Here is a 22,407-nt window from a genome sequence, read left to right on the forward strand (position 1 = left end):
TTTTTCTTATGGATTAGTTGACCACATTCCAGAGGTTTTAATAAATACACGAGAGTTAAGCTTTAATTGTGCAACCATGTATTCAGCCAAATCTTCCGGCTGCATTACTTTTTCCGGATTTCCGTCTGTCAGATTTGTTTCAATAGCAAGATCTGTAGCTACCGTGCTTGGTGTTAATGCAGTTACACGGATATTATGTTTGCGAACCTCCATCATTAACGATTCAGTCAAACCTAATACGGCGAATTTAGATGCACTGTACGCACTTGTTACAGGTGCACCTTTTTGTCCTGCTGTTGAGGAAATATTGATAATATCTCCAGCTTTTCTTTCAATCATTCCTGGTAATACTGCTCTTGTCACATAGTAAGTACCCATCAGATTAACCTTAATGATGTTTTCCCATTCATCAGCAGAAAGATCAAGGAAGCCTCCAAACTTTGCAATACCAGCATTATTAATTAATATATCTATTTGCTTTAATTCAAGACTGATACTTTCAACAGCAGCAATAACTGACTTATTGTCAGACACATCAGCTGTTGCGATTGAAACAGAAACACCGTATTGCTTCACTTCAGCTGCAACCTTCTCTAAATTCTCCTTTGTTACACCGATTAATCCTAAATTAACGCCTTCTTGTGCAAGAGCAATAGCTGTTGCACGGCCGATACCTCTGCCAGCACCTGTAATTAATGCTGTTTTTCCTTTAAGTGATTGCATATTTCTTCTCCTTTATTCCGTAATATCAGCAAAGTAAAGCTGCCTAAATAAAGCCAAAGCCAATATACTATATAATGGAACCATTATACAATCAATTGGCTTTGGCATATAAGGCAGACCTTTATTTTTTATTCCAAATTTGCATGCTTCCCATACATTGTATTGGAATCTAAATTTTTTACTTCCATGTATTTTAAGATAACACTATCCAGTGTAAGCAGCATAAGCTGTTCAAATAATGAGCCCATCGGCTGAATTGTTTGGAAATCACTGTTTGTTTTATCCTTAGGTGATCCAGGCAGCTTGATTGCTGAATCTGCAAGCCTTCCGATTGTAGATTCAGGGAAAATAGTGACAGCAATTACTTTGCCGCCAATACTTTTTGCCTTTTCTGCAATGGAGATAAGCCCTTTTGTTTCACCAGAACCAGTGCCGATAATCAATAAGTCTTCCTTTTCAAGGTTGGCTGTTACCGTTTCTCCGACAACATATGCATCAATTCCCATATGCATCATTCGCATTGCAAATGATTTTAGCATAAAACCAGAACGGCCGGCCCCTGCAACAAAGACTTTTTTCGCTGACAGAATGGCTTCAACAAGGTTTTCAGTCTGCTCGTTTGAAATAAGCAAAGAGCCTTCCTTTAACTCAGTTAAGACCGTCTCCAAGTATTCCGTTGTGTTCATGGTAATTATCCTTGAACGATTAATTCTTTGAACTTAGCAGCAGTTTCACTTAAGTTATCTTGGCCAGTAATTCCGCCACCAACAATAACTAAATCAGGCTGTGCAGCAATAACCTCTGGAAGTGTATCTAGCTTAATTCCACCTGCTACAGCAGTTTTTGCGTTTTTCACAACGCTTTTGATTGCTTTTAAATCTTCGAAAGAATTTTTGCCGACTGCTTGTAAATCATAGCCAGTGTGAACGCAAATATAGTCTACACCGAACTCATCTAATTCAATTGCACGTGCTTTAATATCTTTCACTGCAATCATGTCTACAAGAATTTGTTTGTTTTGCTTTTTCGCTTCTGCGACAGCACCCTTAATGGATTCATCCTCAGCAACTGCAAGAATTGTTACAATATCTGCACCTGCAGCAGCAGCTTGGCTTACTTCATAGCCAGCAGCGTCCATAATTTTTAAGTCAGCAAGAACTGTTACGTTCGGGAATGCTTCCTTTAATTCTTTAACAGCACGAAGGCCTTCATTGATAACGACAGGTGTTCCAATTTCAACCACATCAACATGTTCTGCTACTTGAGATACTACTTCAATTGCTTGCGGGATATTAACTAAATCTAATGCCAATTGTAATTTCATTATATACACTCCTTTTTTTTAGGGCTTTTTATTATTTACCCAATAAAGCCGACTTGATTCCTATTTCTTGTACAATGTCGATTATACGGCTTATAATTTTAATAAGTAAGTACGCACTTTTTTTTTATATAGTGTCTAAAAGTATACTAAGTGTGGAAAAAGGAATGGAGGAGTGTCTATGAGCCGCTTGGAGGACAAAGTCTTCAATTGTGAGAAAGAGCTGACATTAGGTATTATTGGCGGAAAATGGAAGATGCTGATTTTATGGCATCTTGGCAAAGAGGGAACAAAAAGATTTGGTGAATTGAAGGCGTTGATGCCAGGAATCACACAAAGAATGCTCGTGAACCAGCTTCGGGAGCTAGAGGAAGATCTTATCGTCAAGAGAGTCGTTTATCCAGTTGTACCGCCTAAGGTCGAATATTCTCTTACAAAAGAAGGGGAAAGCTTAATGCCTATCCTCGACAGCATGTACAATTGGGGCAAAAATTATATCGAAACCGTTCTGGACAGTCCGCCTGAAATCAGGGAAATAAATACAAATTAATTGATATAAAAAAAGAGTGCATCTATTTGATGCACTCTTCGTTATTTACGCTTTGTCACTACAGCAATCGTACAGCGGGAAATGCAAATGAGTTTGCCTTCCTCATCCTCTAACTTTATTTCATAGACCATGCTGCTTTTTCCTTGATGTGTCACAGTGGCGATTGCTGTTACAATGCCGTCTTTTTTTGAACGGATATGATTTGCGTTAATTTCCTGACCGAAAACAGCTTGTGTTTCTAAATCGACAAGGCTCGCTGCACCTAAGCTTGCGACCGTTTCTGCTAATGCGACAGATGCGCCCCCATGCAAGTACCCAAAAGGCTGTCTTGTTCTTTCATCAACAGGCATTGTTGCAATACATGTGCCATCTTCCCTTACTTCTGTTATTTCAATTCCCAATCTTTCCATAAGTGTGTTTTCATTAGTGAATTTCATATGTATTAGCCACCTTCATTTTGAGGTTATTATAGCATAGTCTTAATAGATTGAGAAAAAATAGGAGAAACGAAAGAAACTGATTGACATAAAAACAAAGAGAAAGTTAAAATGTTTAATAGTTAAGTGATTGAACTATTATTGGAGGTGAACGTAATCAGCAGCAAAAAAATTAAAGACGTTGTCGATAGATATGTAGATATCAATTTCTCCGTCAACCGGAAATTGGATAATCTCATCAGAATGGAAATTGGGGATGTTCTCACATGTGAACAGCATTATACAATGCGCCATATTAACCAAGTGAAGGTTTGTACATCATCTGAACTGGCAGCAGTTTTCGGTGTCAATAAAAGCGCCATCACATCTATCATCAACAGACTTTTTGAAAAAGAGTGGATTGAACGCACAAGGGATGAAAAAGACCGAAGAGTTATCTATTTAACATTAACGGACAAAGGCAATGCCATTTTTACGAAAATGGAAGAGCGGATTCATCGCTTAGTGGAGAGTCTTATCAATAAATTTGATGATCAGGAAATTTCAAGCTTTTTAGCAACGTTTGAAAAGCTGGACAAATTAATAGAAGAAAATAAAGATACGAAAACGGAGGTTGAAGAGTGAATAGCATTCTCAAAGGAAAATGGATTGTTCTTGTTCTGTGGATTGTTGCCATAGTTGGTCTGTTTATGATTGCTCCTAATATGGGAGACCTAGTCAGAGAAAAAGGCCAGGTAAGTGTACCAGATACTTTCTCCTCTTCTAAGGCAAGCGAGATTATGGATGAAATCCAAAGTCAGGAGAATCAAGGCGATCAATCGTCAGTCGCCCTTGTTTTTCATAGCAGCAAGAAGCTAACTGCAGAGGAAAAAACAGAAGCTGAAAAGGCAGTACAGAAGCTGGATGCAGATAAAGAGAAGCTCGGCATTACAGAAATACTTTCCTCCTTCACAGATGAAAGCCTTAAGGACCAGCTCGTTTCCGATGACGGCAAAACAATCCTTGTCTCGTTGAAGGTAAGCTGGAATGACAGAGAAGCGGAAGAGGTCAGTGAAGCTTTATATGCCGAATTAGACGATTTTAAAGTGGACCATTATTATACGAGCAATTGGATGATTGATCAGGATTTAACAACAAGCTCTGAGGAAGGTTTAAAAAAGACGGAGGGTATAACAGTCGTGTTTATCCTTGCTGTTCTGTTAATCGTGTTCCGTTCTGTCATAGCACCGTTTATCCCGCTTGTGACAGTAGGCTTGAGCTACTTAGCGTCACAATCAATTGTATCCATTCTTGTAGATAAATTCGATTTCCCTATTTCCAACTACTCGCAAATATTCCTTGTTGCCGTGCTGTTTGGAATAGGAACAGATTATTGCATTTTATTATTGAGCAGATTTAAAGAAGAAATGATGCATCGCGAAAGTGTTGCTGAAGCTATTGTTGAAACATACCGCAATGCTGGCAGAACAGTGTTCTTCAGTGGTGTAGCAGTTATGGTCGGCTTTGCTGCAATCGGATTTTCACAATTTAAGCTGTATCAATCTGCGTCTGCTGTTGCTGTTGGGGTCGCATTATTATTAGTTGCCTTATTCACTGTAGTTCCAGCAATCATGGTACTGCTTGGAACAAAAATCTTTTGGCCTTCAAAAGGCAGTGCAGAGCACGGGGACAGCAAAATTTGGGCAATTGCCGGCCGATTCTCCTTAAAACGACCGCTTATTGCCCTTGTTATTGTTGCGGCAATCACCGTTCCTTTCCTTGTTACATATGACGGAACATTGTCCTTTAACTCATTGGATGAAATCGGCGATGATGCACCATCAATCAAAGCATTCAATGCAATTGCAGACAGCTTTGGTCCAGGTGAATCAATGACAACAACCATTACAATAAAAAATGATGAAGAAATGGACTCTATTGAGTATTTAGGTTTAGCAGAAAACATCAGTAAAGAATTAGAGAAGGTAAACCTCGTTAAAAATGTTCGTTCTGTCACAAGACCAACTGGAGAACCAATTGAAGATCTGTATATTTCCAAGCAGGCAGAATCCTTGGAAGAAGGTCTCGGTGAAGGAAAAGACGGCATTGATCAAATAAGCGAAGGCTTGCACGAAGCAGGAGATCAGCTGTCTAAATCAGGACCGCAGCTAAGCGGTGCAACTAGCGGCATTAATGATTTGATTAAGGGTACAGATGAAATTAAAACAAATTTAGGTACAATACAGACTAACTTCGCTAAAATTGAGGATGGCATTCGTCAAGGCACTGCTGGGTCTGATGATATTAAGGCAGGGCTGGAGGCAGCGAAGACTGGAGCGCAACAGGCGCTTGCAGGACAACAGCAGCTTCTGACTGGATATAAGGGTGTTGGTACTAACCTAGGTACTATTCTTGCAAGCTATGGGGGAATTAGCGATAATCTAAAAAAACTTTCAGAAGACTTAAATGAAGTAAATGATAATACATTTACAGAACTTGAAGACCAATATAAAGATATTACCAAGAATTCTAACTATAGTAAGATTAGAACTGCAGTTAAACAGGCACAGAATACAGTTCCGGGTTTATTAAGTGGAATAACTGAAATAAATGGTCACTTATCAGAACTGCAAAAAGGAGTAAATACTACTAACAGTAAGTTTGAAAAAGCCATCAATGGTCAGGCAGGTATAACAACGGGCCTAGAACAGATAATCGCAGCAATTGAAAAACAACAAGCCGGCTTAAACCAACTGGCTGACGGCCAAGGCCAAATCGTCAACAATATGCCGAAGCTCGTAGGTGGTCTAATAAGCATTAATGACGGACAAAAGCAGCTGCTTGATGGATTTGGGGATATTAATGGGCAGCTTGGTGATTTGACTAAAGGCTTGAATCAAAGTGCTGATGGGCTTGACCAAGTGTCAGATGGCTTGAATTCAGCAACAGATTATCTGTCAGGATTATCAAAAAATGACCAAAATCAATTTTATTTGCCGCAGGAAGTGCTAGAAAGTGATGACTTCAAAGGGGCATTGGATACTTACTTATCTAAAGATAATAAAATTATGACAATGGACGTAGTCTTTTCAGCAAATCCTTATTCCAATGAAGCAATTGACCAAGTTGACGACATCAAGGATACAGTGGAAAAGGCAACAGCAGGAACAAAATTAGAAAACGCGGAAGTAGCAGTTGGCGGCATTACGAGCACAAATGCGGACTTACGTGCAATGTCTAATGAGGATTATTCAAAAACGGTGTTGTGGATGCTTGTCGGTATCGGAATTGTCCTTATCTTCTTATTCCGTTCCATCATCATGCCAGCATATATTATCGGTTCTCTTATTCTTACATTCTATACAGCAATGGGAATCAATGAAGCCATCTATGTAAATCTGTTAGGATATACGGGTATCAGCTGGGCTGTTCCGTTCTTCGGATTTGTTATTCTTGTCGCGCTTGGAGTAGATTACAGCATCTTTTTGATGGATCGTTTTAATGAATACAGAGATTTATCTATCGGGGAAGCGATGCTTGAAGCGATGAAGAAAATGGGAACTGTTATCATTTCAGCAGCAGTCATTTTAGGAGGAACATTTGCGGCGATGATGCCATCAGGTATGCTTTCACTGCTGCAAATAGCAAGCATTGTATTAGTTGGCTTGTTCCTTTATGCATTAATTATTCTCCCGCTATTCATCCCAGTAATGGTTAAGAATTTCGGTGAAGCAAACTGGTGGCCATTTAAAAGGCCTAATAAAGAATAAAAAGAAAACGGGAATCATTTGATTCCCGTTCTTTTTTATTAAGAAGCTGCTTTATTATTTTGATTAAGCTTACTGTTTCTATAACCGTATGTGATGTAAATAACTAAACCGATTGTCAGCCATACAGCAAAACCTTTCCATGTAAATGCGCTTAATTGAAGCATTAAGTATACACAGAAAATAACAGCTAAGCCTGGAATAATCGGAACCAATGGTGTTCTGAAGCCCCTCTTTAAATCAGGCTGTTTAACTCTTAATACGATAACACCTAATGATACTGCAGAAAATGCAAATAATGTCCCGATATTTGTCAGCTCTGCTAGTTGATTAAGCGGGACAAGCCCTGCGAAAATAGCAACTAATGCAGAGGTAACCCATGTACTGACAATTGGTACTTGGCTCTTTGGGCTTACCTTTTGCAAAGGTTTCGGTAAAAGGCCGTCTTTGCTGATTGCATAGAACAGACGAGTTTGACCGAACATCATCACCATTAAAACAGTTGTTATCCCAATGATTGCACCAAGTGAGATAAGACCAGCAGCCCAGTTTTGGTTAATAAAGCTTAAAGCAAATGCTACTGGGTCTTTAACATCAAGTTGTGCGTAAGGCACGATTCCAGTCAAAATTAACGATACGATAATATAAAGAATTGTACAAATACCTAATGCAGTGATAATACCGATTGGCAAGTTACGCTGCGGATTCTTTACCTCTTCAGCAGCTGTGGAAACAGCATCGAAGCCGAAGTATGCGAACACAACGACTGCTGCACCAGTTGCAACACCCTGGAAGCCGTATGGTGTAAATGGTGTCCAGTTTTCCGGTTTTACGTACCAAATACCAACAGCAATAAACAATAGAACAACTGCGAGTTTGATAATAACCATAATGATGTTCATCTTGGATGATTCTTTAATGTCTCTAGTTAAAACAAGTGTAATGATAAAAACAATCACAATGGCAGGAATATCGATATAAGTACCTGCTGAAGGGTTATAAGCGCTTGTCATAAAGGTCGGCAGATGTATGCCAAAACGCCTTGGAAGTAACCTGACCAACCGCTGGCAACGGCGGCAGATGCGAGTCCGTATTCCAGCACTAAGTCCCAGCCGAGTATCCAAGCAATTACTTCTCCAAAAGCTACATAACTGTATGTGTAAGCACTTCCTGATTCAGGTATCATGGATGCGAACTCGGAATAGCATAGTGCTGCAAATGTACAAGCAAGTCCGGCGATGATAAATGAAAGAATAAGTGCAGGTCCAGCATATTTTGCTGCTGCAACACCTGTCAGAACAAATATGCCTGTCCCGACAATTGCTCCGACACCAAGCATTGTTAAATCGAAAGCGCCTAAGACTCGATTTAATGAAGTGACCGAGCTAGTGGCGACAGCTTTTTTACGAAAGATATTCATTGAAACCTCCTGATGTCGAAATATATCGAATTTTGTCTAAAGGTGAAACTTTTGTCCAGTTTACTAAGAATTTAAAAAACTGTAAAGAGGAAATTTTCTAAAAATAAAAAAATACTTCTCGAAAAGGCGATTATGCCGCCATTGCAGAAAAATAAATCCATAATTTACTAGTTAGTAGGAAGAAAGGACAAATGTTGAATAAGGGTAATCCTGTTTTTGGTGATAACAATCCTTCAATCAAAATTAAAATAAACTTGTTATTTTGCTCAACTAAATTGATAATAAAGATAATAGGGTTATTATGAAAAAAAATTCGGGGATGGTATGGAAGAAATTACATTTCTTTGGAAATCATAGCAACCTTCGTTAGATCGTTTAATTTATTGGTGTCAGGAGTCCTTTTTATGGGTGAGTACAAAAATATTTTTGCTAACAAGGATGTAAAAAGATTTTTTATTCTTGTTTTGTTTGCAGCCGTTCTTTATGCAGTAAGCAGCATGATTAATTTAATTTTATTTACATTCATCTTTGCTTTTTTGATGGATCGGATTGTGCAAGTATTCTCCAAAAGACTTCCGATTAAGCGGAGCATCATTGTCATCGCCTTATATATTATTGTTATAGGAGCGCTTGTTTATGGAATTTCTGCTTACTTGCCTGTCTTTATTTATGAGATACAACAATTAGTGCGTAATATTATCCGTTTTTATATGAGGCCGAATGATAATCCGGTTATCAGTTATATAATGGATACAATTAGCCGATATCAGGTATTCAGCTATTTAGAGCAAGGCTTTTCCTTCGTACTTGGTTATTTTAAAAACATAGGAAAGCTTGGTCTGCAGGTCTTTTTGGCAATTATTTTAAGCCTTTTCTACCTATTAGAAAAGGACCGGCTTAAGAATTTCTCTCATAGGTTCAGTGAAAGTAAGATTGCCCCGCTCTATTTAGAATTGCAATACTTTGGACGGAAGTTTGCGGGCACTTTCGGTAAGGTAATTGAGGCACAGTTTATCATTGCTTTAGTAAACTGCGGCTTAACGACAATCTCTTTATACTTTTTAGGTTTTCCACAGCTATTTGGAATTGCGATGATGATTTTTCTTTTAGGCTTGATTCCTGTTGCAGGTGTCATCATTTCGTTGATTCCATTATGTATCATTGCTTTTTCAATTGGTGGTATTGCGAAGGTAGTTACAGTCATCATTATCGTTATGGTAGTGCATGCTATCGAGGCGTATATACTTAATCCGAAGCTTATGTCATCTAAAACAGACTTGCCAGTATTCTTTACATTTATTGTGTTGATTTTCTCAGAGCATTTTTTTGGTGTATGGGGACTGATTGTCGGAATTCCAATTTTTATTTTCCTATTGGATATTTTAGAGGTAGGGGATAAAAAGCAAAAGTAAGAAAAGGACAGGTGTGATTTTTGCACTTGTTTTTTTTTATTTGTTCATACCTGTCATCTTTCGCTGGTACGCGACAAGATATGAATCAAGTATCTGGCTGATCCTAATTGTATTGGGACTTGAGAATCCCTCATTTGATGCTGTTTTTACCAATTCGCTTCTTAAATGGTCTATCATTCGCAGCAATTCCTTGATATCTTCGTTTTCCCTTGAAAGGTTTGGCATTTTGGCAGGCTCCTTGGATTTGAACTTACTTTTTGCATGTTACCAAAATAAGGGGGAAATAAAAAGTATTTTTCTGCCTGTATGTCGTGAAATGAAGGAAATTAGTTCTTTTATACTGATTAGAGGTATTTGTTCAAAAAAAAAGAAAGCTTAATAGCTTTCTTTTTAAAAGAATACAATAATGATAATAACTGCAACTACTATACGATAAATGGCGAATGGCACCAATTTAATTCTGTTTATTAATTGCAGGAAGAACTTGATTGAAATCAGTGCAAATATAAAAGCAGCGATAAAGCCTGCGATAAAAAACGGCAAGGCATCTGTAGTAATGTATTCCCAGTTTTTCAATAATGATAAGAAGCTTGCTCCTGCCATGATTGGCACTGCCATAATGAAGGTAAAGTCAGCTGCAGCACGATGGCTTAATCCCAGCAGCACTCCGCCTGAAATCGTTGAGCCAGAACGGGAAAAACCAGGCCATAATGCGATACATTGGAACAGGCCAATTAAAAAGGCTTGTTTATTAGTAATTTGGTCGACTGTTTCAACAGTCGGCTTTTTTCTTTTTTGGGTGAAATCTGCGATTATCATTAAGATTGCTCCAGCAATAAGTGCATAAACGACTGTCTCAATTCCAAAAAGCTTTGAATCAATATAATCTTCGAAAAGAAAACCAAGAATAGCTGCAGGTAATAAACCAATAATAACCTGTACAAGGCTTAATTTTGGTCCAACAATTTTCTTACCGTTAATATCCTTTTTAAGGCCTAGCAAATTCATAAAACGGTCCCAGAAAAGAATAACAACAGCCAAGATTGAACCTAATTGGATGACAACCTTAAAGGTATTGGCTACCGCAGGGTTAAACAATTCCTCTGATTTAAGCAGCAAATCATCCACGATAATCATATGGCCAGTGGAGGAAACAGGCGCAAATTCTGTAAGCCCTTCTACAATCCCCAAGATGATGGCAACTACTATTTCCCATAAAACGTCCAAACTATCCACTCCTAATGCTATATATGTATTTTAGTTTCTTTGGTTTCGTGTGCATGTCCTAAACTATCATAACAAATTTACCAGAAAAGAAACACTCCCATTTATTTGGGTAGCTATCCCTTTTTTTATAGGATTTAGGAACTATTGTAACGCACCAATATAATGACGAGAAAAAACCTAAAAGGGTTTCACTTTAACTCCTTTTTACAATAAAATAAGAAGATATGAACAGATTAGAGGTAATGATGATGACATTGGAACATCAAGGCGCAATATCTGTCGGAGATGCATTTATAGACTATCTATCGATTGATGAGAATAACGATAAATATGATAAACGGCTTGGAGGAGCATCTGTGAATGCAGCTGTACATTTAAGCAGGTATAAAATGGAAAGCTATTATGTCACAAAGCTAGGATACGGCCAAGACAGTCAGTTTGTGAAAGAAGAATTAAAGAAGGAGTCTGTTAAGCTTGATTATAGTGTACATACGCAAGCAAAAAAGCTTCCTTGTGTTTATATCCATTTAGATCGAAATGGCGACAGGACTTTTCATGCATACGTGAATGAAACACCTGATGATGTGCTTACCATCGAGGATATCCAAAAGGATGCTTTTGTGAACAGGCAGCTGTTTTACTTTGGATCAGGAACCTTGTTTCATGAAAAAGCTAGGGAGGCAACTGTCAAAGCTCTAAAAGCAGCTGAAAAACACGGTTCTTTCATTAGCTTTGATGCGAATATCCGTTTGAAAAGATGGGAAAGTGAAGAGGATTGCAGAAGCACGATTATGTCTTTGTTGCTTAATGCTGATATTATCAAGCTTTCTGAAGAAGAGCTACTTTTCTTAATGGAAGAAACCAGTCTTGAAGCTGCGCTTGAAAAGGCAACCAAAATTCCCGTTCCCCTTATTTATGTGACAGTAGGCAAAGAAGGAGCATATGTTATTTTTCAAGGACAAATAGAATTTATTAGAGGCAAAGTAGTAGACGCAATCGACACAACAGGCGCCGGTGACGCTTATATGGCTGCAGTCCTGTATTGTATCCATACGTATGGCTTTCCTGCAACCGTTAAAGAAGCAGTTGGTTATGGTTATAACGGGAATATAATGGGGGCATTAGTTGCAACAAAAGCAGGTTCACTTCCTGATATCGGCAACTATTGTCATATTGTAGACGAGTTATTTATAAAGCCAGACAAAATGAAAACAGTGAAATCCAGCTTTAAATAAAGCTGGATTTTTCTTATGTGACGTTTTATATCATCGAATGTTAAATATACTGGATTATTAGTCAGAAAATTCAGTATAATAAAGGTGGCATAGATTTAATTGGAGGGGATAAAGTTGACGAACATTTTATTATCTTTAAGTGATGGCTTTATAGAGGAAAAAAGAAAGCTGGAAAAGGAATTAATAAATCTTGGGGCAACAGTCAAAAGTATTACGACAAAGAAGGAGAGCATATCTGGTTATCTTCATGATGCCGAAATAATTGTGACAGGTGTGGAAAATATGGATAGAAAGACGATTGAAGCTGCACCAAATCTTAAATATATTTCTAAATTCGGTACTGGGATTGATAATATTGATATAGATGCAGCAGCAGAAAGCGGCATTATTGTGACGAATACTCCTGGTCAAAATGCATCGTCTGTTGCAGATTTGACCATTGGCTTAATGTTGTCCATTGCCAGAAATTTACCCAATTCCAATGACCTTGTTAAAAACGGAGGATGGAAGCTTCATATAGGTAATGAAATAGAAGGAAAGCGGCTAGGAATTATTGGATTTGGAGAAATTGGGAAAAAAGTAGCGAAGAGGGCGACTGATTTTGATATGGATATTGTCGCATTTGCAAATTATAAGGATGAAGCGGAAGCACAAAGGCTAGGGGTGCAATTTTTCAGTCTTGAAGAGCTGTTAAGCACAGCGGACTATATTGTGATTAGCACAAATCTCAAAAAAGCAACCTACCATTTGATAAACGAAGAACGGCTTGCTTTAATGAAGAATTCTGCGTATTTAATCAATATTTCAAGAGGAGATTTAATAGATGAAAAGGCACTTATCCGCAGTTTAAAAGCGGAGCAGATCAAAGGAGCAGCATTAGATGTGTTTAGCAGTGAGCCTCCAGACCTAGAATTGGCTCAGCTTAACAATGTTGTCTGCACTAGTCATATCGGCGGAGCAACAGAGGAATGCTCGAAAAGAATCGGGAATGCTATTTTGCATAACATTAGAAATTACTTACAAAGTGAGGAATTACAACATATAGTTACAAAAAATGACTAAAATGAATATTTTTTATAGATAATTTATTCAGAAAAATTTATTTTTTTGCTATAATGAAACTAGGTATTTTGATTTATAAGAATATTTTTATAAATAGACCAAAAGGAGTAGTTTTAATGAAAAGCAAAATAAGTAAATTTTTCAAAAGGAAAGAAGGTGGAAGTAAAAAAGCAGATCCTAAGAGAAAATGGACGATGAAGGCTAAAAAAGTACAACCAAATAGAAAGAAAAAGAAGTTTATTTCTATTCGAAAAAAACTTATATTATCCTTCCTTACTATTCTTCTGATTCCAAGCTTAATCATTTCCGTCGTGTCTTATATGATAGCAAAAGAAAAAATTGAGCAAAACTTGATTATCTCCTCACATGAAAGTGTCAAGTTTATCCACAATGAGATTGCTACCATAACAACAAAAAAAGAGCAGGATGCTACTTTCTTGGCAAATGCAATCAGTGGATCGATGCTTAATGGTGATAGGGATGAAATAAGAAGAATATTCACCCAGTACTTAGGGCAAAACCAAGATGTTCTTAATGTTTATTACGTGAGGGAAGACGGCGAAGTATACAGAAACGCAAACCAAGAAGTGCCTGCTGGGATGGATGCCTTAAATCAAAGCTGGTATAAGGAAGCCCTTGATTCATATGGAAATGTCGTAATGCTTCAGCCGCGAGAGGATGAGCAGACTAGAAATTCTATTGTTACATTTTCAAAGGTTACATATGACAAAAAAGGCGTTATTGCCATTGATTTGAAGATTAGTTCATTAACAGATATGGTTAGAGGCTCAAAGATTGGCGAACAGGGTTATATGATTCTTCTTGATGCCCAAGGAAACTATATCTATAAGCCTAACTCAAAAGCTAATTCAAAATCGGATGACAACGCCAAATGGATCCAGGATTTATATAAAGATAATTCAGGAGAAGTAGCTTATACCCAGGATGGAGAGGAAAAGCTTGCTATCTATGAGTCTGATTCGAAAACAGGCTGGAAAATAGCTGGAATCATGAATCAATCTGAAATTAGCAATGCATCTTCTACTATATTTTCCACGACAGGCATTGTGCTGATTGCTGCACTTGTTATTGGCGGAGCACTTATCTTCTATATTATTCGCTCGATAATTATGCCATTAAGACTATTAGCTAAGAGTGCTGAACGGATTTCGGATGGTGATTTGACAGAGGATATTACAATGGAAGCAAGTGATGAGATTGGTTTGCTTGCAAAGAGCTTTGCTAGTATGCAGCATACTTTACGCGAGGTTGTGACAAATCTAACCAATTCTATGGAGCAGATAACAGCTTCATCTGAACAGTTAGTAGCAAGTGCCGGACAAACGACAGCTGCTTCTAATCAGGTAACAACATCTGTTCAGCAAATTGCTAATGATGCTGAAAACATAACAACAAGTATTGGTCAAACGTCTACTTCCATTGAGGATGTGCTTCAGGGAGTGATTAAAATAGCAGATAAGTCGACAGCTGTTGCTGCCCTTTCGAAGGATACACATCATTTGGCAGAAGAAGGCGGAGCTTTTGTAGAGAAGAACTTAAAGCAAATGAAGTTTATCCATCATTCTATTAGTCAATCAAATGAGGTCATTGGAGCATTAAACAACCGTTCTAAGGAAATAGGCAAAATCATTCAAGTAATTGGGTCTATTGCAGATCAAACTAATTTGCTGGCATTGAATGCTGCGATAGAATCAGCAAGAGCTGGAGAGCATGGCAAAGGATTTTCTGTTGTAGCAAATGAGGTGCGTAAGCTTGCCGAACAATCCCAAGAATCTGCAAAGCTTATCTCGTCTCTGATTGCAGACATCCAAAAAGATACAGATCAATCTGTCGTGATAATGGGCGAGGTATCCAAAAATGCGGAAGAAGGGCTATCTATTTCAGAAGCAACCTCAGATAAGTTTGCCCAAATTATTAATAGCACTAGTGACATGGGCCCGCAGATGGAGGATGTATCAGGGGCTGCACAGCAAATGTCTGCAGGCTTACAAGAGGTATCTTCAGCTGCCAGTGATATTGCCACAATTGCTGTCGGCAATGCGGCAGGTGCAGAAGAGGTGGCAGCAGCTTCAGAAGAGCAGCTTGCCAGCATGGAAGAAATTAATGCTTCAGCAAAAGCATTAACCTTAATGGCCGAAGAACTGCTTGTGATTGTGAATAAATTTAAAGTGTAAAACAAGCAACCCGCCTAACCGGCGGGTTATTTTTTTGACAAACGAAAATATTCTTCCATATAATTAGGTAGCCTACCTAATTATTAAAGGAGGGAATAGTTTGGAAGAGCTGCCACATAGATTGCTGCATGCAATCAGACAATTTCAAAAGTTAAGCCATACAGGTCATACAATGCATGGATTAAAACGAAGCGAAATTATGATGCTTATGGCCATAAAAAAAGGGAATCAAGGGAAGGAAAAGCATATTACCGTAACCGATTTAAGTACCGCCTTAAAGATTACTTCACCATCTGTCACACAAGTTATCAATGTATTAGAAAATACCGGCTATGTTGAAAGGGTTAATGATCAACAGGACAGGCGAATTATGAGAATTGTATTAACAGATAAAGGAAACGATATTACTGCGCAGATTTATCAAAAGGTGGAAGAAAAGTATAGTAATTTAGTTGATTTCTTAGGGGAAGAGAAAAGCAACAGTCTAATTGAATTATTAGATGAGGTTTACAGTTTCTTTTCAAAGGAAGCAAACAAAAAAGAGTAAATTTATCTAGCGAAGAATAAACTGGAGGATAATTGATGAAGAAGCTGCTGCTAGGATTAAAACCATATAAGATAGGGGTTGCCATCATATTGTTTTTGACGTTGTTCCGTGTTTTGGCGGAACTGTATTTGCCGACACTCATGGCAGATATAGTCGATTACGGAATCGTCCAGAATGATATTCAATACATGCTTGAGATAGGCGGATGGATGATTGGTGTCGCAGCGTTTGGGACAATATGTGCTTGCATTTCAAGCTTCTATTCCTCAAAGGTAGGATCATCTTTTGCAAAAGACTTAAGACAAAAGATGTTTTACAAAGTAGAAAGCTTTGGCGTAGAGGAGGCAAATCGAGTTGGCATTTCCTCTTTAATTAACAGAACAACGAATGACATCAACCAAGTACAGCAAGTGACGATGATGATATTAAGAATGGTCGTGCTTGCACCGATGATGTGCATTGGTGGAATTGTCATGGCTGTATCAAAAAATGCGAAATTATCCTTAATATTTGTAGTTGCCATTCCAGTGCTTGCACTAATTATTTATCTTGTCATTAAAAAAGGTATTCCTTTGTTTAAGGTAATGCAAGGAAAGCTTGATAACTTGAATGGAGTACTTCGAGAGAATTTAACTGGTGTTCGTGTTATCCGCTCCTTCAATAAGGAAGAATTTGAAAAGGAGCGTTTTCTTCGAGCGAACGAGGATTTGACTTCCACAGCATTAAGGGTAAACAAAATAATGGCAGTTACGATGCCGATTATGATGATTGTTCTTAACCTATCGACTGTCGCTATCATTTGGTTTGGCGGCATTCAAGTGGACCAAGGCAATATGCAAGTTGGCGATATTATGGCATTTGTACAATATGGAATGCAAATAATGTTTTCCCTTATGATGGTCAGCATGATTTTTGTGATGATGCCAAGAGCATCCGCTTCAGCAGACCGTATTAATGAGATACTCGATATTTCACCAACAATGACGGACAAGGTGTCTGACGATGAAATGCTTAAAAAAGGGGAAATTGAGTTCCGCAATGTAAGCTTTTCTTATCCTTTAGCAGAAAAGCCGGTGCTCGAAGGACTCTCGTTTCGCTTGCAGCCTGGAAAAACAACGGCAATCATTGGCGGGACAGGTTCAGGAAAATCTACTGTTCTCCATTTAATAACAAGATTTTATGATGTTAATAATGGTGAAATCCTTGTTGATGGAAAAAACATAACAGAATATGCTCAAAGTGGTCTTCGTCATGCGATTGGCTATGTACCACAAAAAGCAGTTTTGTTTTCAGGTACTATTGCAGATAACATCCGTTATGGGAAGGAAGATGCTACAGAGAGTGAGATTCTTGAGGCATTAGAAACATCCCAATCGAAGGAATTCGTCGATCAGCTTGAATTGGGGATTGAATCGCAAATCTCACAAGGTGGTACAAATTTGTCTGGAGGGCAAAAGCAACGTTTGTCCATCGCAAGAGCTCTTGTAAGAAAGCCGCGAATTTACTTGTTTGATGATAGTTTTTCCGCACTTGATTATCGAACAGATGCAAATTTACGGAAAGCATTAAAAGAAGACATTACGGATGCCAATGTCATTATCGTTGCCCAAAGAGTCAGCACTATTAAAGATGCAGATACAATAATCGTGTTGGATGAAGGGCAAATTGCGGGCATTGGTACACATGAGCAATTGCTCATCAGTTGCAGCGTATACCAAGAAATTGTGAAGTCACAGGGCGTTGTGGAGGAGACAGTATGAGTGGACAACATCAAAGCAAAAATTCACCGATACCTTCGAGGGGCCACGGGGGACCGAGCCATATGCCTGTCCAAAAAGCAAAGGATGCAAAAGGCACACTGAAGCGTCTTGCCAAATACCTTGGTGCATATAAGCTGCAGCTATTATTTGTTATTATAGCAGCGATTCTTAGCACTGTCTTTTCTATATTTAGTCCGAAGATTTTAGCCAAGGCAATTGATAATATCTTTAACGGGCTGATGGCTAAAATGAACGGTGTACCAGGTGCTGTCATTGACTTTGGAGCAATTGGGCAAATCTTATTATGGCTTATTGTTCTTTACATTGTTAGCTCCTTATTTATGTATATACAGCAGATTATTATGGTCAATATTTCGCAAAAGACAATATTTCAGCTGCGCCAAGAGGTACATGAAAAGCTGGAAAGATTGCCGCTCAAATATTTTGACAGAACACCACATGGTGAAACATTAAGTAGAGCTATTAATGATATTGATAATATCAACAATACGATGCAACAAAGTGTCACGCAATTAATTACATCTGTGATTACATTTGTCGGAGTTATCATTATGATGCTTACTATTAGTCCTGTTCTTGCATTAGTATGCTTTTTGACCATTCCTTTGAGCATCTTTGCAACAGTGAAAATTGCCAAACGCTCACAGGTTCAGTTCAGAAGTCAGCAGGCAACATTAGGAGCATTAAATGGCCATATTGAGGAAATGTTCACAGGTCATCAAATCGTAAAAGCATTTGGTCACGAAAAGAAAGCAATTGAAAAATTTGACGGCATTAATGATAAATTATTTGAATCAAGCTGGAAATCTCAGTTCATATCAGGTCTGATCATGCCATTGATGCAATTTATCAATAATATCGGCTATGTTTTTGTAGTAGTGATAGGGGCAATTTATGCTTCAGCAGGAAGAATTACTGTCGGAGACGTCCAAGCCTTCATCCAATATGCAAGACAATTCTCGCAGCCAATTCAACAGCTATCCAATATCTCTAATGTCATCCAATCAACCATTGCCTCTGCTGAGAGGGTGTTTGATCTATTGGATGAAGAGGAGGAAGCGGAAAATTCGGATGAGAAGCATGTCATTGACCATCCCTCTGGTGCCGTTCAATTCGATTCTGTCTATTTCAGCTATAAAGAGGATGAGGAGCTTATTAAAGACTTAAACATTCAAATTAACCCAGGACAGAAAGTAGCAATTGTGGGACCAACTGGCGCCGGAAAAACAACCTTAATCAACTTATTAATGCGGTTCTATGATCTAAATCGAGGCTCTATTAAAATTGACGATGTTGATATTTCCACAATGGAGAGAGGGCGTTTACGCAGTATGTTTGGTATGGTGCTTCAGGATACTTGGTTATTTAAAGGAACAATTCGAGAAAATATAGCTTATGGCAAGCAGGGTGCAACAGATGAGGAAGTGAGCAAAGCAGCTGCGCTTGCAAATGCCGAACACTTTATCCGAACATTGCCTGATGGCTATGAAACAGTTATTAACGAAGATGGTTCCAATATTTCACAAGGCCAAAAGCAATTGCTTACTATTGCCAGAGCGCTATTAGCAGATCCTGCTTTGCTAATTCTTGATGAGGCAACAAGCAGTGTCGACACAAGGACAGAGGCACAAATACAAGAGGCAATGGCAGAGCTTATGAAAAATCGCACCAGCTTTGTTATCGCACATAGACTTTCCACCATTAAAGATGCAGATGTCATCCTAGTTATGAAAAACGGTCAAGTTATCGAACAAGGAAACCATGAAGAGCTGCTGCAACAAAATGGATTTTACGCAGACTTATATAACAGCCAATTTTCAGAAGCAACAGCTTAAAATTTGGCAAGAAAAAACCGAGCTATGATTAGCAATTCTCTGTAAAGGAGAATTGCGACATAACTCGTTTTTTTCTTTTTTACTATTAGTAATTTAGCTATGAGGCTGGGACATAAGTATGTGAACGAGCGTAGAGACCGGACTACTTAATCAACTGTTGATTAAATGGTTCGTTTTTTTGAGGCCACTCGACTACTAAGGGAAATAGAGGAGGCTGAAGCTTTCCCCGCGGAAAGCGAGTGGGGAAAGCGCAATGAAATGAACTAATTTTAACTCCCTATTCTATTTAGACACAACCTTCATTTTTTAAATTTAGTTGTAATTTTACTATTCGTGTTTAGAAAGGTTATCTTTTGTTTTGTCCTAACCTCATGGAAACAACTAACTTTAAAGTCATACTCAAAATGAAAAATCATGTGTCCAATATTTCATAGTAAGTTCTAAGCCTATAGTCTGAGAAAAGATAATCCTAAAGTTTGTTCACGAAAACGGCAAACGTCTATATGATGAAAAGAGGGAAAAGCTTCTTTTACTGAAATTTACCCTTATACAGTAATCACTAATGTGAATGGACTATTTTTTTCATAAATGGAAACCTTTTGCATTATTAAATCGTTATACAATAAAATGTATTTTTGGTGGAGGGTAAGAATGGATGAGCAGACTGTTTATTTAATACTAAGTGATACTGGCACCTGGTTCACAAGATGCATTAAGCTTTTTACAAAAAAACCGCATAACCATGCCTCTATTTCTTTTGACTCCCAGTTAGTGGAAGTTTACAGCTTTGGACGAAAGAAGCCGAAAAATCCGTTTATTGGCGGATTTGTTAAAGAAAATATTAGAGATGAATTCTTCAAAAACGCATGCTGTGCCATCTATAGCATACGTGTTACGAAAGAGCAGCATGACAAGATGAAGGACATTATTAATCAGATTGAAAAAGAAAAGCATTGCTATCGCTATAACTTAATTGGTTTGTTTTTTATCATATTTAATATACCTTTTCCCCGCAAAAATGCTTTTTTCTGTTCACAATTTGTCGCGTCTGTTTTACATGAAAGCGGGGCTTTATATGGGAATAAGCATCCATCTTTAGTGACACCGTATGATTTGCTGGATGATTACAAAATGGAACATATATATGAAGGGAAACTGCAGCATTATTATTTAAAATCAGCATCTTCCTTTTAAATACATTAATAGCACTTATATCTATATTATTCCTAACCATCCATTGATGGTTTTTTTTATTTTTTTAAAAAAGATGGTTATCAGAAAAGCTTTTGGTGAAAATATAAAAAGAAAGTAAATAACTTTTGACAAATAACTTCTCGATATAATATGATAACCTTTGTCTTACAAGACATATCGGAATTAGGAGGATTTTTCGCATGAAGAAATTCAGTTTACTGCTATGCTTATTATTAAGTTTAACAATAGCATTGGCTGCTTGTGGCAGCAATGCAGATAAAGACGATTCAAGTTCAAATGCTGATAAAGGCAGTGAGGATTTGCTCGAAAAAATTAAAAGTGATGGAAAAATTGTTGTTGGTACAGAAGGTACATATGCTCCATTCACTTTTCATGATGAAAAAACAGGTGATTTAACAGGGTTTGACGTTGAAATTGCCCAAGAAGTAGGCAAGCGTCTTGGTGTCGATGTAGAATTTAAAGAAACACAATGGGATGCAATCTTTGCAGGTCTTGATGCAAAACGTTTTGACATGATCGCAAACCAAGTAGGTATCAACGATGAGAGAAAAGAGAAATATCTATTTTCTGATCCATATATTTCCTCTACAGCAGTTTTAGTAACAAAGTCTGATTCAGACATTAAAAGCTTTGAGGACCTTAAAGGCAAGAAATCAGCTCAGTCACTAACAAGCAACTATGCGAAAACAGCAGAGTCTTACGGTGCTGAACTTGTCGGTATTGATGGCTTTAACCAAGCTGTTGAATTGCTGAACTCTGGACGTGTTGATGCAACAGTCAATGATAAATTGTCCTTCTTAGATTATAAAAAGCAAAAGCCTGACGCAGATATCGTTATTTCAGATACAGCAGATGATGTGGCACAAAGTGGTTTAATGTTTAGAAAAGACAGTGAATCATTAGTAACTGAGGTTAATAAAGCACTTACAGATATGATCGATGATGGCACATACAAAAAAATATCTGAGAAATGGTTCGGGGAAGATGTTCTTAAATAATATCTTTACAGATCCTGAGCAGCTTCAACGTTATACGGATATAGCAACAAGTTCCCTTCTGCCTTTGCTGAAGGGGGCCTTTTTGTATTCGTTGCCTTTAGCCATTGTGTCATTCATCATCGGTCTTGTGCTCGCGGTGCTAACCGCCCTTGCGCGTTTATCTAGCGTAAAGATTTTTCAAATCATTGCTCGTGTATATGTTTCCATTATTAGAGGTACACCGTTATTAGTACAACTCTTTATTATCTTTTATGGTCTTCCTAATTTAAGTGAGAATCTCACAATAGACCCAGTTCCGGCAGCAATCATCGGCTTTTCCTTGAATGTCGGCGCATATGCGTCAGAAATAGTCCGTGCATCGATTTCGAGCATATCAAAGGGACAATGGGAGGCAGGCTATTCTATTGGAATGACATACGGACAGAATTTAAAAAGAATTATTCTGCCACAAGCAGCTCGTGTTTCATTGCCACCATTATCAAACACATTCATCAGCTTGATAAAGGATACATCCCTTGCGGCACTTATCCTTGTTACGGAGATGTTCCGAAAAGCACAGGAGATTGCAAGTACTAACTATGAGTTTTTACTGCTGTATTCAGAAGTGGCTCTGCTGTACTGGCTGATTTGTTTCCCTCTATCTATTGTTCAGCAAAGGCTGGAGGACCGCTTCAGCAGGCATTTGCTTAAATAAACACCACAA

19 protein-coding genes and 1 pseudogene are annotated in these 22,407 nt (G+C 38.0%); 13 read left to right on the forward strand and 7 right to left on the reverse strand.

Translation table 11 applies throughout. From position 1 onward, the window contains the following. Window positions 1–6: 6 nt before the first annotated feature. The 3 genes from NQZ71_RS05615 to hxlA form a co-directional block, all read right to left on the reverse strand. Window positions 7–723 carry a 3-ketoacyl-ACP reductase gene (locus tag NQZ71_RS05615; RefSeq protein WP_127738064.1) on the reverse strand — a complete coding sequence of 239 codons (717 nt, stop codon included), beginning with the start codon at window positions 721–723 and terminating at the stop codon, window positions 7–9. 128 nt (window positions 724–851) lie between these two features. After that, a complete protein-coding gene (gene hxlB / locus NQZ71_RS05620; RefSeq protein WP_144453612.1) occupies window positions 852–1,409 on the reverse strand; it encodes a 6-phospho-3-hexuloisomerase in 558 nt (185 codons plus the stop codon). 5 nt (window positions 1,410–1,414) lie between these two features. Further along, window positions 1,415–2,047 carry a 3-hexulose-6-phosphate synthase gene (gene hxlA / locus NQZ71_RS05625; protein ID WP_127738062.1) on the reverse strand — a complete coding sequence of 211 codons (633 nt, stop codon included), beginning with the start codon at window positions 2,045–2,047 and terminating at the stop codon, window positions 1,415–1,417. A gap of 178 nt (window positions 2,048–2,225) precedes the next feature. Here hxlA and NQZ71_RS05630 point away from each other — a divergent pair, with 178 nt between their 5' ends. Continuing rightward, entirely contained in the window at window positions 2,226–2,594 is a 369-nt protein-coding gene (locus NQZ71_RS05630; protein ID WP_144453610.1) for a winged helix-turn-helix transcriptional regulator, read from the forward strand. Window positions 2,595–2,635: 41 nt separating this feature from the next. Here the strand turns inward: NQZ71_RS05630 and NQZ71_RS05635 are convergent, their stop codons facing one another. After that, the gene (locus NQZ71_RS05635; protein WP_127738060.1) at window positions 2,636–3,031 is read right to left on the reverse strand and encodes a hotdog fold thioesterase; all 396 of its coding nucleotides are present in this window, start codon (window positions 3,029–3,031) and stop codon (window positions 2,636–2,638) included. 126 nt (window positions 3,032–3,157) lie between these two features. On the opposite strand from NQZ71_RS05635, the gene NQZ71_RS05640 reads away from it, so the two are divergent. Beyond that, entirely contained in the window at window positions 3,158–3,655 is a 498-nt protein-coding gene (locus NQZ71_RS05640; RefSeq protein WP_317011478.1) for a MarR family winged helix-turn-helix transcriptional regulator, read from the forward strand. Next, complete coding sequence (locus NQZ71_RS05645; RefSeq protein ID WP_317011479.1) at window positions 3,652–6,780, forward strand: MMPL family transporter; 3,129 nt, start codon at window positions 3,652–3,654, stop codon at window positions 6,778–6,780. The genes NQZ71_RS05640 and NQZ71_RS05645 overlap by 4 nt, the downstream gene beginning before the upstream one ends. A gap of 38 nt (window positions 6,781–6,818) precedes the next feature. On the opposite strand, the pseudogene NQZ71_RS05650 reads toward NQZ71_RS05645, so the two are convergent. Continuing rightward, window positions 6,819–8,197, reverse strand: a pseudogene (locus NQZ71_RS05650) (amino acid permease). A gap of 404 nt (window positions 8,198–8,601) precedes the next feature. Here NQZ71_RS05650 and NQZ71_RS05655 point away from each other — a divergent pair. Beyond that, the gene (locus tag NQZ71_RS05655; protein WP_144453604.1) at window positions 8,602–9,609 is read left to right on the forward strand and encodes an AI-2E family transporter; all 1,008 of its coding nucleotides are present in this window, start codon (window positions 8,602–8,604) and stop codon (window positions 9,607–9,609) included. A gap of 36 nt (window positions 9,610–9,645) precedes the next feature. On the opposite strand, the gene NQZ71_RS05660 is transcribed toward NQZ71_RS05655, so the two are convergent. After that, the gene (locus NQZ71_RS05660) at window positions 9,646–9,834 is read right to left on the reverse strand and encodes an aspartyl-phosphate phosphatase Spo0E family protein (protein WP_260055247.1); all 189 of its coding nucleotides are present in this window, start codon (window positions 9,832–9,834) and stop codon (window positions 9,646–9,648) included. 165 nt (window positions 9,835–9,999) lie between these two features. After that, the gene (locus NQZ71_RS05665; protein WP_127738055.1) at window positions 10,000–10,836 is read right to left on the reverse strand and encodes an undecaprenyl-diphosphate phosphatase; all 837 of its coding nucleotides are present in this window, start codon (window positions 10,834–10,836) and stop codon (window positions 10,000–10,002) included. A gap of 224 nt (window positions 10,837–11,060) precedes the next feature. Between NQZ71_RS05665 and NQZ71_RS05670 the strand changes: the two genes are divergently transcribed. The 9 genes from NQZ71_RS05670 to NQZ71_RS05710 all read left to right on the forward strand — a co-directional run bounded on the left by NQZ71_RS05670 (window position 11,061) and on the right by NQZ71_RS05710 (window position 22,398). Next, window positions 11,061–12,071 (forward strand): PfkB family carbohydrate kinase, encoded by a 1,011-nt coding sequence (locus NQZ71_RS05670; protein ID WP_317011480.1) that lies wholly within the window; start codon window positions 11,061–11,063, stop codon window positions 12,069–12,071. A gap of 114 nt (window positions 12,072–12,185) precedes the next feature. Beyond that, window positions 12,186–13,133: a phosphoglycerate dehydrogenase gene (locus NQZ71_RS05675; protein ID WP_317011481.1), complete on the forward strand. Its 948-nt coding sequence runs from the start codon at window positions 12,186–12,188 to the stop codon at window positions 13,131–13,133. A 116-nt stretch (window positions 13,134–13,249) separates the two neighbouring features. Then, window positions 13,250–15,328: a methyl-accepting chemotaxis protein gene (locus NQZ71_RS05680; protein ID WP_317011482.1), complete on the forward strand. Its 2,079-nt coding sequence runs from the start codon at window positions 13,250–13,252 to the stop codon at window positions 15,326–15,328. A gap of 100 nt (window positions 15,329–15,428) precedes the next feature. Then, window positions 15,429–15,875 carry a MarR family winged helix-turn-helix transcriptional regulator gene (locus tag NQZ71_RS05685; protein ID WP_317011483.1) on the forward strand — a complete coding sequence of 149 codons (447 nt, stop codon included), beginning with the start codon at window positions 15,429–15,431 and terminating at the stop codon, window positions 15,873–15,875. A gap of 35 nt (window positions 15,876–15,910) precedes the next feature. Next, the gene (locus NQZ71_RS05690; RefSeq protein WP_317011484.1) at window positions 15,911–17,635 is read left to right on the forward strand and encodes an ABC transporter ATP-binding protein; all 1,725 of its coding nucleotides are present in this window, start codon (window positions 15,911–15,913) and stop codon (window positions 17,633–17,635) included. After that, window positions 17,632–19,491 carry an ABC transporter ATP-binding protein gene (locus tag NQZ71_RS05695; RefSeq protein ID WP_317011485.1) on the forward strand — a complete coding sequence of 620 codons (1,860 nt, stop codon included), beginning with the start codon at window positions 17,632–17,634 and terminating at the stop codon, window positions 19,489–19,491. Before NQZ71_RS05690 ends, NQZ71_RS05695 begins: the two co-directional genes overlap by 4 nt. Window positions 19,492–20,142: 651 nt before the next feature. Beyond that, the gene (locus NQZ71_RS05700; protein WP_144453590.1) at window positions 20,143–20,685 is read left to right on the forward strand and encodes a C40 family peptidase; all 543 of its coding nucleotides are present in this window, start codon (window positions 20,143–20,145) and stop codon (window positions 20,683–20,685) included. A 200-nt stretch (window positions 20,686–20,885) separates the two neighbouring features. Continuing rightward, window positions 20,886–21,704: an amino acid ABC transporter substrate-binding protein gene (locus NQZ71_RS05705; protein WP_144453588.1), complete on the forward strand. Its 819-nt coding sequence runs from the start codon at window positions 20,886–20,888 to the stop codon at window positions 21,702–21,704. After that, window positions 21,691–22,398 carry an amino acid ABC transporter permease gene (locus NQZ71_RS05710; RefSeq protein WP_127738046.1) on the forward strand — a complete coding sequence of 236 codons (708 nt, stop codon included), beginning with the start codon at window positions 21,691–21,693 and terminating at the stop codon, window positions 22,396–22,398. Before NQZ71_RS05705 ends, NQZ71_RS05710 begins: the two co-directional genes overlap by 14 nt. Window positions 22,399–22,407: the final 9 nt, after the last annotated feature.

Source organism: Niallia taxi, from assembly GCF_032818155.1.
GTDB lineage: Bacteria > Bacillota > Bacilli > Bacillales > Cytobacillaceae > Niallia > Niallia taxi_A.